The sequence below is a fragment of the Pseudescherichia vulneris NBRC 102420 genome, from assembly GCF_000759795.1.
Taxonomy (GTDB): domain Bacteria; phylum Pseudomonadota; class Gammaproteobacteria; order Enterobacterales; family Enterobacteriaceae; genus Pseudescherichia; species Pseudescherichia vulneris.
The window spans coordinates 253,613-268,030 of sequence record NZ_BBMZ01000002.1 but is presented as its reverse complement, the minus strand read 5'-3'; the positions used below and the strand labels follow the sequence as shown (position 1 = coordinate 268,030).

At 60.5% G+C, this 14,418-nt stretch carries 12 protein-coding genes; 11 read left to right on the top strand and 1 reads right to left on the bottom strand.

All coding sequences use genetic code 11. From position 1 onward, the window contains the following. Positions 1–161: 161 nt before the first annotated feature. The 11 genes from EV102420_RS01380 to crtB all read left to right on the top strand — a co-directional run bounded on the left by EV102420_RS01380 (position 162) and on the right by crtB (position 13,894). Positions 162–2,555 carry a membrane-bound PQQ-dependent dehydrogenase, glucose/quinate/shikimate family gene (locus tag EV102420_RS01380; protein ID WP_042388001.1) on the top strand — a complete coding sequence of 798 codons (2,394 nt, stop codon included), beginning with the start codon at positions 162–164 and terminating at the stop codon, positions 2,553–2,555. Between the two features lie 680 nt (positions 2,556–3,235). Then, positions 3,236–4,189: an aldo/keto reductase gene (locus EV102420_RS01375; RefSeq protein WP_042388000.1), complete on the top strand. Its 954-nt coding sequence runs from the start codon at positions 3,236–3,238 to the stop codon at positions 4,187–4,189. A gap of 156 nt (positions 4,190–4,345) precedes the next feature. After that, positions 4,346–5,320, top strand: a complete 975-nt coding sequence (locus tag EV102420_RS01370; RefSeq protein ID WP_042387997.1) for a fatty acid desaturase — start codon at positions 4,346–4,348, stop codon at positions 5,318–5,320. Beyond that, entirely contained in the window at positions 5,310–6,080 is a 771-nt protein-coding gene (locus EV102420_RS01365) for a phosphate/phosphite/phosphonate ABC transporter substrate-binding protein (protein WP_042387995.1), read from the top strand. Before EV102420_RS01370 ends, EV102420_RS01365 begins: the two co-directional genes overlap by 11 nt. Before the next feature lie 123 nt (positions 6,081–6,203). Then, positions 6,204–6,953: a glucose 1-dehydrogenase gene (locus EV102420_RS01360; RefSeq protein ID WP_042387992.1), complete on the top strand. Its 750-nt coding sequence runs from the start codon at positions 6,204–6,206 to the stop codon at positions 6,951–6,953. A 166-nt stretch (positions 6,954–7,119) separates the two neighbouring features. Then, entirely contained in the window at positions 7,120–7,992 is an 873-nt protein-coding gene (locus tag EV102420_RS01355) for a polyprenyl synthetase family protein (RefSeq protein WP_303621027.1), read from the top strand. Between the two features lie 62 nt (positions 7,993–8,054). Beyond that, positions 8,055–9,098, top strand: a complete 1,044-nt coding sequence (gene fni, locus EV102420_RS01350) for a type 2 isopentenyl-diphosphate Delta-isomerase (RefSeq protein ID WP_042387989.1) — start codon at positions 8,055–8,057, stop codon at positions 9,096–9,098. After that, on the top strand, positions 9,095–10,336 hold the full coding sequence (locus EV102420_RS01345) for a glycosyltransferase (protein WP_042387987.1): 1,242 nt from the start codon (positions 9,095–9,097) through the stop codon (positions 10,334–10,336). The genes fni and EV102420_RS01345 overlap by 4 nt, the downstream gene beginning before the upstream one ends. Beyond that, positions 10,333–11,493: a lycopene beta-cyclase CrtY gene (gene crtY / locus EV102420_RS01340; protein WP_042387986.1), complete on the top strand. Its 1,161-nt coding sequence runs from the start codon at positions 10,333–10,335 to the stop codon at positions 11,491–11,493. The genes EV102420_RS01345 and crtY overlap by 4 nt, the downstream gene beginning before the upstream one ends. Then, the gene (locus EV102420_RS01335) at positions 11,490–12,968 is read left to right on the top strand and encodes a phytoene desaturase (protein ID WP_042387984.1); all 1,479 of its coding nucleotides are present in this window, start codon (positions 11,490–11,492) and stop codon (positions 12,966–12,968) included. The genes crtY and EV102420_RS01335 overlap by 4 nt, the downstream gene beginning before the upstream one ends. Beyond that, entirely contained in the window at positions 12,965–13,894 is a 930-nt protein-coding gene (crtB, locus tag EV102420_RS01330; protein ID WP_042387982.1) for a 15-cis-phytoene synthase CrtB, read from the top strand. The genes EV102420_RS01335 and crtB overlap by 4 nt, the downstream gene beginning before the upstream one ends. On the opposite strand, the gene EV102420_RS01325 is transcribed toward crtB, so the two are convergent. After that, entirely contained in the window at positions 13,830–14,360 is a 531-nt protein-coding gene (locus EV102420_RS01325; protein WP_042387980.1) for a sterol desaturase family protein, read from the bottom strand. The genes crtB and EV102420_RS01325 overlap by 65 nt on opposite strands. Between the last annotated feature and the right edge of the window lie 58 nt (positions 14,361–14,418).

The window sequence follows — 14,418 nt, the reverse complement described above, 5'->3', positions numbered from 1 at the left end:
GCGCCTCCCGCCTTTTACCCTTGCTCCAACCCTTTCCCCGCACAAAACGACAAATTTGCAACGACGCTAACTCTATATTTTTTTTGTGATCGTTGTAACATTGTTTCGAAATTGTTGTAAAACACCGTTTCAATTGTACATTTGTCTATGTCAGGGGAATCATGCTTAACAAAATAACAAGTATTGTCATCGCGCTCATTGGGCTCGCGATGCTCTATATGGGGGCGAAGCTGCTGCTGGTCGGTGGCTCGCCATTCTACGCGGTGATGGCCGTGGGGCTCATTGCCACCGCCGTGACGCTCTACCTGAACAAACGCATTGCGCTTAGCCTCTACGCGGTGCTGATGTGGATTGTTCTGGCCTGGATCATCTACGAGGTCGGCTTCGATAAGTGGCAGTGGATCCCGCGCGGCGATCTGATTGGCGTCATCGGCCTCTGGCTGGCGATGCCGTGGGTGGTTCGTCCGCTATTCCGTGCCAATGGCGAAGGGGAGCGTCGCTTCCATCCTTTCCTCGGCGGTACCGTAGCGGTGATGATCGCCCTGGTGATCGGCCTCTGCTTCTACGATCCGTATCCGCAAGAAGGCACTATTACTACTGCACGTAATGCCTCCAGCGCTGACGTCGCGGAAAACAACTGGACCGCCTACGGTGGCACTACCAACGGCCTGCGCTTCTCTAAGCTCAACCAGATCAATAAAGATAACGCCAGCGATCTGGAAGTAGCCTGGACCTACCACACCGGCGACCTGCGCGATAGCAAAGACGCGACGGAATACACCTTCGAGGCGACGCCGCTGAAGGTTAACAATGCGCTCTACTTCTGTACGCCGCACAATGAAGTTCACGCTCTCGATCCGCAGACCGGGGCGCTTAAGTGGAAATACGTTCCTGAGAAGGATCGCTCCTACCTCCAGCAGCACCAGACCTGCCGTGGCGTAAGCTACTACGACGGCAGCGCAGCCGCGCAGAACAGCAGCGCAGCCCAGCCGGCAGCGACGAACGCTGCACCGGCAGCCTGTACTCGCCGCATCTTCAACGCCACTACCGATGCAAAACTGATCGCACTGGATGCCGATACCGGTAAACCGTGCGCCGATTTTGGTACTAACGGCATTGTCGATCTGCATGACAACATGGGCACCGTTCGTCCGCACGCGCTGATGCAAACCGCTGCTCCGCTGGTCGCCGGTAAGCTGGTGATCCTCGGCGGCTCCGTGATGGATAACGGCTATAACAGCGGTAACCCGTCTGGCGTGATCCGTGCCTTTGACGCCGAAACCGGTCGTCTGGTCTGGAACTTCGATCCGGCAAATCCTGAGAATACCCAGCCGATTGCCGCCGGGCAGACCTTCCCGCAGGATACTCCTGTGGCCTGGGCTACCCTTAGCGCCGACCTGAAAAACGGCTTGGTCTACGTGCCGTTTGGCAACGCCTCGCCGGATGAAGTCGGTACCCAGCGCGATCCGCAGAGCAACACCGAGAAATTCCGCGACACGCTGGTGGCGCTGGATCTCAATACCGGTGCGTTCAAGTGGCGTTTCCAGTCCTCGAAGCATGACCTGTGGGACCGCGATAACCCGTCCCAGCCGTCGCTGCTGGATATCGACTACCAGGGCAAAAAGCAGCCTGTCGTTATTCTGCCGACCAAAACCGGCAACCTGTTTGTGCTTAACCGTCTGACCGGGGAGCCTGTCTACCCGATCAACCAGCAGAAAGTATCGACCGAAGGCGGCATCACCGGGGAGAACTTCTCGCCGACCCAGCCGGTCTCCGCGCTGAACTTTATTCCCGATCCGCTGAGCGAAAAAGCGATGTGGGGGATCACGCCGTTCGATCAGATGGCCTGCCGTATCGATTTCAAATCGCTGCGCTACGACGGTAACCCGTGGACACCGGCCACCGAAGGCGGCTCCATTGTCTTCCCGGGTAACATCGGCGTGTTTAACTGGGGGTCGGTGGCTATCGATCCGGAGCGTCAGATCCTGATCGCTTCGCCAGTGCGTCTGGCCTATAAATACAACCTGATCAAACGTACCCCACAGACAGAAGAAGAGCGTCTGTTTACCAAGGAGAACTCGCCGTACTGGAACGAGAACTTCCAGGGGACTTACGCGATCCACATTCAGCAGCTCTCTTCCGATCTGGGCATTCCGTGTATTGCTCCACCGTGGGGCCGCATGGTGGGTGTCGATCTGACCACCGGTAAAACGGAGTGGATGCGTCGAGTAGGGACGACCAAAAACCTCAACACCACCTTCCTGCCAGGGCGTTTCCCAATCGGCTTCCCGATGGGGATGGTCGCTCACGGCGGTCCGCTGGTGACGGCGGGTGACGTGGTGTTCCACGGCGCAACGGCGGATAACTTCTTCCGCGCCTACGACATCAACACCGGTAAGCTGCTGTGGCAGACCGAGCTGCCAGCAGGCGGTCAGGCGACTCCGGCGACCTACCTGGGTAGTGATAACAAGCAGTACGTAGTTATTGCCGCAGGCGGTCACGGCTCGCTGGGCACCAAAGGCGGCGACGCTGTGGTGGCCTACCGTCTGAAGTAATCTTTACCCTCTCTGCTACGGGTCAGCTGACCCGTAGCATTTTATATGCATTCATGGATCCCTGTGCCGGGAATCAAACTTAAAACTCTATTACATAAAGCCTGATTTTTTGTTTGAAAGATAATTCCTTACCTTTCCTTGGGTAATCAGCGCATGTTAGCAGGCTATATTATTTGATATGGCTTATTAGTATGCGTGATTAGCTATAAGCTATATTTCCTTATTAACCGCTTTAAAACATAGAATGTAATAACCATGATAAGCGTAAAGCTCCAGCGGCCAATTAGGAAACCATAAGTATAGCTATCTACGGGCGTATCAAAAGCTAACGAAAGCATCAACATAATATTCAAGGCTGCTGATAACACTCCAAGTAGCGCTGACAGAGTTATACCTGACCATAGTAAAAAAACTATTGCTTTCTTCATTATTTGGATACGTCTTTATCTGAACAAGGTGACAAAGATACCTTAAGCTTTTCTCACCTATAAGTAAAACAAACCATTGTTGCTTAGTGAAATTAATTTATAAGTTAAGTATATCTAACAAATATAGAGCCTCATTTTCACTTTTAATGCGGTTTTGCCTGATTCTGATAATCATACGCAAAAGATTGCTTATGCCTCGCCGTGTTTTGTCTACGATTGCCTATACCGTAACTCAAAAAAGGGGTATTGCGCATGGCTTTACGTTCATTAGGCACGACGGGATTACACATTCCACCGCTGGTTTTTGGCGGTAACGTCTTTGGCTGGACCGTTGATGAGAAGCAGAGCTTCACTCTGCTGGATGCGCTGCTGGAGCGCGGCCTGACCGCTATCGACACCGCTGACGTCTACTCTGCCTGGGCACCGGGTAACAAAGGTGGCGAATCCGAAACGATCCTTGGCAAGTGGTTCGCTGCCCACCCTGGCGCACGGGAAAAGATCACCCTGTTTACCAAAGTGGGATCCGACCTTGGCGAGCCGGGGAAAAAAGGGCTCTCTGCCCGCTGGATCGAGCAGGCGGTTGATGACTCCCTGAAGCGCCTGCAAACGGACTATATCGATCTCTACTTTTCCCACTGGCCAGACGACAGCACGCCGTATGAGGAGACCCTCGGCGCCTATGAGAAGCTGCTGAAGGCGGGCAAGATCCGCGCGGTTGGTGCATCCAACCTCAATGCATCGCAGCTAGAGGCCTCACTTAAGGCAGCCGATGCCAATGGCCTGCCGCGCTATCAGGTGCTACAGCCGGAGTATAATCTCTACGATCGCGACGGCTTTGAAGGCGAATTGCAGGAGCTGGTGGTGCGGGAGAATATCGGCGTGGTGACCTACTTCAGCCTGGCCTCCGGCTTCCTCTCCGGGAAGTATCGCAGCGAGAAGGATCTGGGCCAAAGCCAGCGCGGCGAGGGCGTTGGTAAATACCTTAACCCGCGTGGCTACGCCATTCTGGAGGGGCTGGACAGCGTTGCAGAGAAGCACAACGTCAAGCCTGCCCAGGTGGCGCTTGCCTGGCTGATTAGCCGCCCCGGCGTAACCGCGCCTATCGCCAGCGCGACCAAAATTGAGCACATCGACGGCTTTGTTGAGGCCATCAATCTTCAACTCACGCCGGACGATATTCTCGCCCTGGATAACGCTGGCGCATAACGCGTTCTCTCTGCCCGGTGTTTATCACCGGGCGCTCTATCTGCGGTGGATATTGCCGCGCCGCGCAAAAGCTAAGCCATTTAAATTCTTTGTCATTACCGCTGTTTTCTCACATCGTTTGCGCTATCTGACGAGCAAGCTGAGTAGAGGAAAACGATGGCGAAAAGCACCGCTGGCTGGCTGCACGAGCAGCAGCGCGACTGGGTTCGACAGCGCGCCCGCTCTTGGCTGTGGCGCAGCGAGCTGCCGACCTGGATGTTGATCGTCGCGATCTACGGCGGCTGGTTTGCGACGCTGGCGTTCTGGCAAACGCTGGGGCTGCTGCCCGCCACGCTGCTGCTGATCTGGTTCACCACCTGGTACATGTCGCTCCAGCATGAGCTGATCCACGGCCACCCCACGCGCTATCCACGGGTGAACCAACTGCTGGGGCTAATGCCGCTGGCGATCTGGTATCCGTATGGCCTCTATCGCGATGCGCACCTGGCGCACCACCGTACCCATCTGCTCACCCAGCCGGAGGACGATCCCGAGTCCTACTACATTCCCGAGTGGCGCTGGCGGCGCTATGCGCCCTGGCAGCGCAAGCTGATTGCGCTGCGCAACACCTTCCCCGGCCGCCTGCTGCTGGCCCCGGCGCTGGATATCATCCAGCTGGTGGGCGGGATGCTGACCTCATTTCGCCAGCTGGATCGTCGGGCGATGGCGATGTGGATCGTGCACGGTATCCTGCTGGCGGTAACCTTTGCCTGGCTGGTGCACTGCGAATTCTCGATCCTCTACTTCGTACTGGCGGTCAGCTATCCGGCGCTGGCGCTGACGAAGGTGCGATCTTTTCTGGAGCATCGGGCGGATAACGATCTGCTGGCGCGCTCGGTGATCAACGAGGCGTCGCTGCCGTGGCGGGTGCTGTTCCTGAATCTGAACTACCATTCTGTGCATCACGATCTGCCGGGCGTGCCCTGGTACGGACTTCGCAACGTTTATCTGCGCGATCGGGCAAGCTATCAGCAGCGCAACGGCGGCTTTCTGGTGCGCGGCTACGGCGAGTGGCTGCGGCACTTTTTATGCCGCTCGGTGAACGTCAATGTTCACCCCGGCTTTAGCAAGGCGAACGGTAATGAGCAATAAGATTGCGTTTCCAATGTATGACCTGCACCGCCCGGATAGCGAGGCGCTGATCCAGGCTGTGCAGGATCTGCTGGCGGCAAGGGGTGTTGCCGTCACACCGGTCTGGCCGCAGGAGGATCTGCTGAGCCACTGGCAGGATGACGAGCTGCTGCTCAGCCAGGCGTGTGGCTATCCGCTGGTCACGCAGCTAAAGGAGGTGCAGACGGTGGGCTGCTTTCACTACTCTGCTCCGGGCTGCGAAGGCATCCGCTACCGCAGCCTGCTGGTGGTGCGCCAGCGTGACAGACATAAAACGCTGGCGGATTTTCGCGGCAGCCGTGCGGTCTGCAATGCACCTGACTCCCAGTCGGGCTACAACGTGTTTATGCAGATGGCTGCCCCGCTGGCGCAGCAGGGGATCTTCTTTAATGAGGTTATCTTCAGCGGCAGCCACCGCCAGTCGCTGGTTGAGATCGGCGAGGGCAGAGCGGATATTGCGGCCATCGACTGTGTGACCTTTGCTCTGCTCCAGCGCCATGCGCCACAGTTAATCTCTAACCTTGCCGTTATGGGGGCAAGCCGCGCCGCGCCGGGGCTGCCGTTGATTACCGCCAAAAACACGCCACCGTCACGCATTGCGCTGCTGCGCGATGCGCTGCGCCAGCTGGTGAGCGATCCGGCGTATCGCACCCTGTGTACAGCGCTGTTGATCAGCGGCTTTAGCGAGGTTTCACGCCAGGATTACGCGTCCCTCCTCACTGGCGATTATCCACAGCCGTAAATAGTCCTTTCTATTTTCCACTATTTTTCACCAATCCAATGCGCAGTAGAGTTCATCCATGCCCTGACGATGCGGTGACGGGCAATCCCGATACTCACTATTAAACAGGTAAGGAACAAGAAGATGAACAAACAACTCGACGGTAAAATTGCACTGGTCACCGGCGGTACAAGCGGCATTGGTCTGGCAACTGCGCAGGTGCTGGCGGCTCAGGGTGCACAGGTCTTTATTACCGGGCGTCGTCAGGCCGAGCTGGACGCGGCGGTAGATGCCATCGGCGCGGCGGCAACCGGCATTCGTGCCGATGCCTCTAAGCTGACGGAGCTGGACGCGGTCTATGCCCAGATTGCGAAACAGGCCGGGCGGCTGGACATTCTGTTTGCCAACGCCGGGGGCGGTGACATGCAGCCGCTGGGTGCCATCAGCGAAGAGCATTTTGACCGTATCTTTGGCACCAACGTGCGCGGCGTGGTGTTCACGGTGCAGAAGGCGCTGCCGCTGCTGGTGGATGGCGCATCGGTGATTTTAACCGGATCGACCACCTCCGTTAAGGGCACCGCCAGCTTCAGCGTCTACAGCGCCAGCAAGGCCGCCGTACGCAACTTTGCCCGCTCGTGGGCGCTGGATCTGAAAGATCGCGGCATTCGCGTCAACGTGGTCAGCCCCGGCCCGGTTCGTACCCCTGGCCTCGGTGAGCTGGTGCCGGATGAGCATCGTCAGGGACTGTTTGACGCCCTCGCTGCCCAGGTGCCGTTAGGCCGCCTCGGTGAGCCGGAGGAGATTGGGAAAGTAGTCGCATTTCTTGGCTCTGACGCGGCCAGCTTTATCAACGGCGCAGAGCTGTTCGTGGATGGCGGTATGGCGCAGATCTAAAGGCACAGCGTCTCATGCGTCGATCAATGTAAAACTACTTCAGAACCTGGCGAGAGCTATCCGCGCGGTCTACGGTTAACTGATACTAAAAGACAATATAGCGGGTAACCTTGCAATGGTGAGTGGCAGTAAAGCGGGCACTTCGCCTCATCGCGAAATTGAAGTAATGAGACAATCCATTGACGATCACCTGGCTGGCCTGTTACCTGAAACTGACAGCCAGGATATTGTCAGCCTTGCGATGCGTGAAGGCGTCATGGCACCGGGCAAACGGATCCGTCCGCTGCTGATGCTGCTGGCCGCCCGTGACCTCCGCTACCAGGGCAGTATGCCCACGCTGCTCGATCTCGCCTGTGCCGTTGAACTCACCCATACCGCGTCGCTGATGCTCGACGATATGCCCTGCATGGATAACGCCGAGCAACGCCGTGGTCAGCCCACGACCCACAAAAAATTTGGTGAGAGCGTGGCGATCCTTGCCTCCGTTGGGCTGCTCTCTAAAGCCTTTGGCCTGATCGCCGCCACCGGCGATCTGCCGGGGGAGAGGCGTGCTCAGGCGGTCAACGAGCTCTCTACCGCCGTGGGCGTGCAGGGCCTGGTGCTGGGACAGTTTCGCGATCTCAACGACGCCGCCCTCGACCGTACCCCTGACGCTATCCTCAGCACCAACCACCTCAAGACCGGCATTCTGTTCAGCGCGATGCTGCAGATCGTTGCCATTGCTTCCGCCTCGTCGTCGAGCACGCGAGAGACCCTGCACGCCTTCGCTCTCGACTTCGGCCAGGCGTTTCAGCTGCTGGACGATCTGCGTGACGATCATCCGGAAACCGGTAAAGATCGCAACAAGGACGCGGGAAAATCGACGCTGGTCAACCGGCTGGGTGCAGATGCAGCCCGGCAAAAGCTGCGCGAGCATATTGATTCCGCCGACAAACACCTCACTTTTGCCTGTCCGCAGGGCGGCGCCATCCGACAGTTTATGCATCTGTGGTTTGGTCATCACCTTGCCGACTGGTCACCGGTGATGAAAATCGCCTGATACTGCCCTTCCGGGTTCAAGCCGTACATAACGATGGAACCACATTACAGGAGTAGTGATGAATGAAGGACGAGCGCCTTGTTCAGCGTAAAAACGATCATCTGGATATCGTTCTCGACCCCCGTCGCGCCGTAACCCAGGCCAGCGCTGGCTTTGAGCGCTGGCGCTTTACCCACTGCGCCCTGCCGGAGCTGAATTTTAGCGACATCACGCTGGAAACCACCTTCCTTAATCGGCAGCTACAGGCTCCGCTGCTGATCAGCTCCATGACCGGCGGCGTTGAGCGCTCGCGCCATATCAACCGCCACCTCGCCGAGGCGGCGCAGGTGCTAAAAATTGCGATGGGGGTGGGCTCCCAGCGCGTCGCCATTGAGAGCGACGCGGGCTTAGGGCTGGATAAAACCCTGCGGCAGCTGGCCCCTGACGTACCGCTGCTGGCGAACCTCGGCGCGGCGCAGCTGAGCGGCAGGAAAGGTATCGACTACGCCCGACGGGCCGTGGAGATGATCGAGGCGGATGCCCTGATTGTGCACCTCAACCCGCTGCAGGAGGCGCTACAGCCCGGCGGCGATCGCGACTGGCGCGGACGGTTGGCGGCCATCGAAACCCTGGTCCGCGAGCTGCCCGTTCCGCTGGTGGTGAAAGAGGTGGGAGCAGGGATCTCCCGTGCCGTAGCCGGACAGCTGATCGACGCTGGCGTTACCGTGATTGACGTCGCGGGTGCGGGCGGTACCAGCTGGGCCGCCGTTGAAGGCGAGCGGGCGGCCACCGAGCAGCAGCGCAGCGTAGCCAACGTCTTTGCCGACTGGGGGATCCCCACCGCTGAGGCACTGGTTGAGATCGCCGAGGCCTGGCCGCAGATGCCCCTCATTGCCTCGGGCGGTATTAAGAACGGCGTCGACGCAGCGAAAGCGCTGCGGCTCGGCGCGTGCATGGTAGGGCAGGCCGCCGCCGTGCTCGGCAGCGCAGGCGTCTCCACGGAGAAGGTGATCGATCACTTCAACGTGATTATTGAGCAGATGCGGGTTGCCTGCTTCTGCACCGGCAGCCGCAGCCTGAGCGAGCTACGGCAGGCGGATATCCGCTATCTGCGGAATACGCCATGAGCCATTTTGCTATCGTGGCACCGCCGCTCTACAGCCACGCGGTGGCGCTGCATGCCCTGGCGCTAGAGCTAGCCCAACGCGGCCATCGGGTGACCTTTCTCACCGGCAACGTCGCCTCGCTGGCCGAGCAGGAAACGGAGCGGGTGGCGTTCTATCCGCTTCCCGCTAGCGTGCAACAGGCCCAGCGCAACGTCCAGCAGCAAAGCAATGGCAACCTGCTGCGGCTGATTGCGGCCATGTCATCCCTGACCGATGCGCTCTGCCAGCAGCTGCCCGCTATTTTGCAGCGGCTGGCGGTGGACGCGCTGATCGTTGATGAGATGGAGCCCGCCGGGAGCCTGGTCGCCGAGGCGCTGGGACTGCCGTTTATCTCAATTGCCTGCGCGCTGCCGGTCAACCGCGAGCCCGGTCTGCCGCTGCCGGTGATGCCGTTTCACTACGCCGAGGATAAGAGAGCCCTGCGGCGTTTTCAGGTCAGCGAACGCATCTACGATGCGCTGATGTACCCGCACGGGCAGACGATCCTGCGCCACGCCCAGCGCTTTGGTTTGCCGGAGCGCAGGCGTCTCGACGAGTGTCTCTCGCCGCTGGCGCAGATTAGCCAGTCCGTTCCGGCCCTCGACTTCCCACGCCGGGAGCTGCCGGACTGTTTTCACTACGTTGGGGCGCTGCGCTACCAGCCGCCACCGCAGGTAGAACGCTCGCCGCGCAGCACGCCGCGGATCTTTGCCTCGCTGGGTACCCTCCAGGGCCACCGTCTACGCCTGTTTCAGAAGATCGCCCGAGCCTCTGCCAGCGTGGGGGCGGAGGTGACCATTGCCCACTGCGATGGCCTGACCCAGGCTCAGGCCGACTCGCTCTATGCCTGCGGTGCGACGGAGGTGACCAGCTTTGTCGACCAGCCGCGCTACGTTGCTGAGGCGAATCTGGTGATCACCCACGGCGGTCTCAATACCGTGCTGGATGCGCTGGCGGCCGCCACGCCGGTGCTGGCGGTGCCGCTCTCTTTTGACCAGCCCGCCGTGGCTGCCCGGCTGGTCTATAACGGGCTGGGCCGCCGGGTATCGCGCTTTGCCAGACAGCAGACCCTGGCGGATGAGATTGCCCAACTGCTGGGGGATGAGACGCTGCATCAGCGTCTGGCGACGGCCCGCCAGCAGCTTAACGACGCTGGGGGCACGCCCCGCGCGGCGACCCTGATTGAACAGGCCATAGCAGGGAGTGAAAGCGTATCGTGAGGGATCTGATTTTAGTCGGCGGTGGCCTGGCCAACGGGCTGATCGCCTGGCGACTGCGTCAACGCTACCCGCAGCTTAACGTGCTGCTGATTGAGGCCGGGGAGCAGATTGGCGGGAACCATACCTGGTCATTCCATGAAGACGATCTTACCCCCGAGCAGCACGCCTGGCTGGCCCCGCTGGTGGCCCACGCCTGGCCGGGCTATGAGGTGCAGTTTCCCGATCTTCATCGTCGGCTTGCGCGCGGCTACTACTCCATTACGTCAGAGCGTTTTGTCGAGGCGCTGCATCAGGCGCTGGGGGAGAACATCTGGCTAAACTGTCCGGTGAGCGAGGTGTTACCCAATAGCGTGCGGCTGGCTAACGGCGAGGCGCTGCTGGCCGGAGCGGTGATTGACGGACGCGGCGTGACCGCCAGTTCGGCGATGCAGACCGGCTATCAGCTCTTTCTTGGTCAGCAGTGGCGGCTGAGCCAGCCCCACGGTCTGACCGTGCCGATCCTGATGGACGCCACGGTGGCGCAGCAGCAGGGTTATCGCTTTGTCTACACGCTGCCGCTCTCCGCCGACACGCTGCTGATCGAGGATACGCGCTACGCCAACACCCCGCAGCTTGATGATAACGCTCTGCGTCAAACCATTACCGACTATGCTCACAGCAAAGGGTGGCAGCTGGCCCAGCTTGAACGCGAGGAGTCCGGCTGTCTGCCGATTACCCTGGCGGGCGACATCCATGCTCTGTGGGCCGATGCGCCAGGCGTGCCGCGCGCGGGGATGAGGGCGGGGCTGTTTCACCCCACCACCGGATACTCACTGCCGCTGGCGGTGGCTCTCGCCGACGCGATTGCAGATAGCCCGCGGCTGAGCAGCGTTCCGCTCTATCAGCTCACCCGGCAGTTTGCCGAACGCCACTGGCGCAGGCAGGGATTTTTCCGCCTGCTGAACCGGATGCTCTTCCTGGCGGGACGCGAGGAGAACCGCTGGCGGGTGATGCAGCGCTTCTATGGGCTGCCGGAGCCCACCGTAGAGCGCTTTTACGCCGGTCGGCTCTCTCTCTTCGATAAGGCCCGCATTTTGACGGGCAAGCCGCCGGTTCCGCTGGGCGAAGCCTGGCGCGCGGCGCTGAACCATTTTCCTGACAGACGAGATAAAGGATGAAAAAAACCGTTGTGATTGGCGCAGGCTTTGGTGGCCTGGCGCTGGCGATTCGCCTGCAGGCGGCAGGGATCCCAACCGTACTGCTGGAGCAGCGGGACAAGCCCGGCGGTCGCGCCTACGTCTGGCATGACCAGGGCTTTACCTTTGACGCCGGGCCGACGGTGATCACCGATCCCACCGCGCTTGAGGCTCTGTTTACCCTGGCCGGCAGGCGCATGGAGGATTACGTCAGGCTGCTGCCGGTAAAACCCTTCTACCGGCTCTGCTGGGAGTCCGGGAAGACCCTGGACTATGCCAACGACACCGCCGAGCTTGAGGCGCAGATTACCCAGTTTAATCCCCGTGACGTCGAGGGCTACCGGCGCTTCCTGGCTTACTCCCAGGCGGTATTTCAGGAGGGCTATCTGCGCCTCGGCAGCGTGCCGTTTCTCTCTTTTCGCGACATGCTGCGCGCCGGGCCGCAGCTGCTTAAGCTTCAAGCGTGGCAGAGCGTGTACCAGTCGGTTTCGCGCTTTATCGAGGATGAGCACTTGCGTCAGGCCTTCTCCTTCCACTCTCTGCTGGTGGGCGGTAACCCTTTCACCACCTCGTCCATCTACACCCTGATCCACGCCCTTGAGCGGGAGTGGGGGGTCTGGTTCCCCGAGGGCGGCACCGGGGCGCTGGTGAACGGCATGGTGAAGCTGTTTACCGATCTGGGCGGGGAGATGGTGCTCAACGCCCGGGTCGAAGAGCTGGTGGTAACCGATAACCGCGTAAACCAGGTCCGGCTGGCGGACGGTCGTACCTTTGACGCCGACGCCGTGGCCTCGAACGCTGACGTGGTGAACACCTATAAAAAGCTGCTTGGCCACCATCCGGTAGGGCAGAAGCGGGCGGCGACGCTAGAGCGCAAGAGCATGAGCAACTCGCTGTTTGTGCTCTACTTCGGCCTGAACCAGTCCCATCCGCAGCTGGCGCACCACACCATCTGCTTTGGTCCTCGCTACCGGGAGCTGATCGACGATATCTTTACCGGCAGCGCACTGGCGGATGACTTCTCACTCTACCTGCACTCGCCCTGCGTGACCGATCCCTCGCTCGCCTCTCCCGGCAGCGCCAGCTTCTACGTGCTGGCTCCGGTGCCGCATCTTGGCAACGCGCCGTTGGACTGGGCGCAGGAGGGGCCGAAGCTGCGCGACCGCATCTTTGACTACCTGGAAGAGCGCTATATGCCCGGTCTGCGTAGCCAGCTGGTGACCCAGCGGATCTTTACCCCGGCAGACTTCCACGACACGCTGGATGCGCACTTGGGTTCAGCCTTCTCCATCGAGCCGCTGCTGACCCAGAGCGCCTGGTTCCGCCCGCATAACCGCGACAGCGACATTGCCAACCTCTACCTGGTGGGCGCAGGCACTCACCCAGGGGCAGGCATTCCTGGCGTGGTGGCCTCGGCGAAAGCCACCGCCAGCCTGATGATTGAGGATCTGCAATGAGCCAACCGCTGCTGCTTGACCACGCCACGCAGACCATGGCCAACGGCTCGAAGAGTTTTGCCACCGCCGCGAAGCTGTTCGACCCGGCCACCCGCCGCAGCGTGCTGATGCTCTACACCTGGTGCCGCCACTGCGATGACGTCATTGATGACCAGACCCACGGCTTCGCCAGCGAGGCCGCGGAAGAGGAGGAGGCAAACCAGCGCCTGGCCCGGCTGCGCACGCTGACCCTGGCGGCGTTTGAGGGGGCGGAGATGCAGGATCCGGCCTTCGCCGCCTTTCAGGAGGTGGCGCTGACCCACGGCATTACGCCCCGCATGGCGCTCGATCACCTCGACGGCTTTGCGATGGACGTGGCCCAGACCCGCTATGTCACCTTTGAGGATACGCTGCGCTACTGCTATCACGTGGCAGGCGTGGTGGGTCTGATGATGGCCAGGGTCATGGGCGTGCGGGATGAGCGAGTGCTGGATCGCGCCTGCGATCTGGGGCTGGCCTTTCAGCTGACGAATATTGCACGGGATATTATTGACGATGCGGCTATTGACCGCTGCTATCTGCCCGCCGAGTGGCTGCACGATGCCGGGCTGACCCCGGAGAACTATGCCGCGCGGGAGAATCGCGCCGCGCTGGCGCGGGTGGCGGAGCGGCTTATTGATGCCGCCGAGCCGTACTACATCTCCTCACAGGCCGGGCTGCACGACCTGCCGCCGCGCTGCGCCTGGGCGATCGCCACCGCCCGCAGCGTCTACCGGGAGATCGGTATTAAGGTAAAAGCGGCGGGAGGCAGCGCCTGGGATCGTCGGCAGCACACCAGCAAAGGTGAAAAGATTGCCATGCTGATGGCGGCTCCGGGGCAGGTTATTCGGGCGAAGACGACGAGGGTGACGCCGCGTCCGGCCGGTCTTTGGCAGCGTCCCGTTTAGGCGGGCGGCCATGGCGTTCGCGCAGGATCGCCTGTAGGTCGGCAGGCTTGCGGGCATAGATAAAGCCGAAGGAGACGCAGCCCTCCCGGCCACGCACCGCATGGTGCAGGCGGTGGGCGACGTAGAGCCGCTTCAGGTAGCCCCGGCGCGGGATCCAGTGAAAGGGCCAGCGCTGGTGCACCAGACCGTCGTGCACCAGGAAGTAGAGCAGGCCGTAGACCGTCATGCCGCAGCCAATCCACTGCAGGGGCCAGACGCCCGCCGTGCCCACGGCAATCAGCGCGATAGCCACCCCGGCAAACACCACCGCAAAGAGATCGTTCAGCTCAAACACGCCCTTGCGCGGGGTGTGGTGTGACTCATGCCAGCGCCATCCCCAGCCGTGCATAATGTAGCGGTGGGTGAATGCGGCGATGCCCTCCATCGCAATAACGCTCAAGATGACGATCAGACTATTTACTAGCATAGCGGTGCGCGCTCCTGCGACTGAGACTGGCTTAAGCAAAACCCTTAGCCTCTAAGCA